The following is a 1,912-nucleotide window of genomic DNA, read 5'->3' as shown; positions in this document are numbered from 1 at the left end:
CGCAGGCCTTCTTCGCCCGCTACCCCAAGGCCGGCTATATGAGCGCGGTCGAGACCTGGCGCGAACTGCCCGGCGGCGACATCGAATTCACCATGCGGCGGCTGCCCAGCGCGGACTGAAGCCGGCCTGGTCCGGAGGCCTTGCTAGCCGAGGGTTTCGGCAACGATGCGGATCCGGAACACGGGCTCCTTGGCCTCGTCCAGCAGCTCCATGTGCCATTCGGAATTTTCCTGGAGCTTGCGCGCAAGGCCGGCGGTCATGTCGGCGCAGACACTGGTCATCTCTTTCCAGGCCGAATCGCGATCGGCAAATTCCGTCGCCTGGTCGGCGCAGCCGGAATAATGGCCGTTCCGGATTCGAAAGAAATAGAGCGGCATGGCTGGCACCGAATCGCGCGCGTGATGGCCTCGTCCCCAAGGCCATGGGCGCGCGCACTCCAATCCCAAACCAGCGTCAGATCAATTCCGGGCGGCTACGGATGATGCCGCGGATTTCATCCCGCCGCTTCTGGCGGCCTTTCGGCCGATCGCTTCAGCTCCCGATCGATGCGCAGCTGCACGCGCCGGATCGCGAGCAGATCGATTTTCGTCTCGGTCCGGCCGGTCTTGATCTGCTCGCCGATCCGGAACTGCCATTGCCAGATTCCGGGAATCGCCGTCTTGGCGACGGTGAACTCGATGCCCCTGTGATTCATGGCGACCTCCCACGATTCACGTCCATGATTGCAAACATGCTGGTCGTCTTGATATTCCCGAGACAAGCTAAATCTGTCGGTAAGCCCCGGATAGTTCAAGGATCTCTCGAAAGCGCGCGCCCCGAAACAAGTGAAGCCGTGTTTAAGACTCCGGTCCGTCAGCGAGACTGTCGGATCCCCGTGGTTCTCCGACCATGAACAGAGTTCCTGAGCTTACGTCCCGGTGCGTTCAGGTACCGAGACCCGCCCGTGGGGGACCCGGCCAGGGACCGATTCCATGCTGCGGCATGTGCTTTGCTTGGCGTGTGACGGCAAGCAACATGGGCCCGTCATGCTCGGCATTCCCCGCCGCTACAGTCACTTCGTCTTCGGAATCATCCAGTCCGGACTGACCTCGCTGATCGCGGCGGGGATCGCCAGCTATCCCGCGGACAGTGCGATGATCTTCGCTGGGCACTGGATGGTGTCGTGGCTGATCGCCTGGTCCGCGATGCTGCCGATCGTGCTGTTGGCGGCGCCCGCGATCCGCGCCTTCGCGATGCGCCTGACGCAGGAGGAGCGGGAACCGCGCGCCGGCAGCCAGGCATGAAAAAACCCCGCCTGGGGAGAGCCAAGCGGGGCAGAGAGTTATTGGAGGCTGAGGTGCTGGGCTGCAACACCATAGCCACATCATCCTAGCGGGCTCCGCTTACGGCAGCCTGACAGGCGGCAGACAGATTTCCGGGCTCGATGCTGAGGCCGCAGACTGGCCCCGCACCCGTCCCAATTTCGACATCCGTTCGCACAACTGCGGACACACCCGTCGGCAAGATTCCAAACCGTTCGGCGCAGCCATGGGGGAAACGTGGCACGCCGGCAACGGGGTGGCATCATGGATAACGTAGAGCGGTCTTTCGCCGCCGCGACAGCGGCTGGCTTCGTGGTGCTGGTGATCGGCCTCGTGCTGCTGGCGCTGCTGTAGGACAGGCGCGAGACGGCAGCTTTGCCCGGCGCTGATCGAGGGCACTGCTTGGCGCCATTCGCAAAACTGGAAAACAACCCCATGCACAGTAGGCTGCATGGAAATTGCGTTGTTCGCTCAGTGGTTTGAAGGTAGTGTTTAGATACCGTTGAGCGCGGGCGATGCGCGTTATCCCAACGATGCCGTCCCTTGCGGGGACCGGGCGATCGCTAGCGGCCAACTCCGCGCGCGGTCGGCGGGGGCGCCGTCCGCCGGAC

At 63.4% G+C, this 1,912-nt stretch carries 3 protein-coding genes; 1 reads left to right on the top strand and 2 read right to left on the bottom strand.

What is annotated here, in order from left to right:
* Window positions 1-143: 143 nt before the first annotated feature.
* Together MOV75_RS36385 and MOV75_RS36380 are read right to left on the bottom strand one after the other, a co-directional pair.
* Window positions 144-377: a hypothetical protein gene (locus MOV75_RS36385; protein ID WP_246925229.1), complete on the bottom strand. Its 234-nt coding sequence runs from the start codon at window positions 375-377 to the stop codon at window positions 144-146.
* Between the two features lie 116 nt (window positions 378-493).
* On the bottom strand, window positions 494-694 hold the full coding sequence (locus tag MOV75_RS36380; RefSeq protein WP_246925231.1) for a hypothetical protein: 201 nt from the start codon (window positions 692-694) through the stop codon (window positions 494-496).
* 331 nt (window positions 695-1,025) lie between these two features.
* Between MOV75_RS36380 and MOV75_RS36375 the strand changes: the two genes are divergently transcribed.
* Window positions 1,026-1,283 (top strand): DUF2798 domain-containing protein, encoded by a 258-nt coding sequence (locus tag MOV75_RS36375; RefSeq protein WP_246925233.1) that lies wholly within the window; start codon window positions 1,026-1,028, stop codon window positions 1,281-1,283.
* Window positions 1,284-1,912: the final 629 nt, after the last annotated feature.

Source organism: Bradyrhizobium sp. PRIMUS42, from assembly GCF_023006515.1.
Classification (GTDB): domain Bacteria; phylum Pseudomonadota; class Alphaproteobacteria; order Rhizobiales; family Xanthobacteraceae; genus Bradyrhizobium.
Note: the sequence above shows the minus strand (reverse complement) of the source record. Positions and strands in the feature narration are given on the sequence as shown.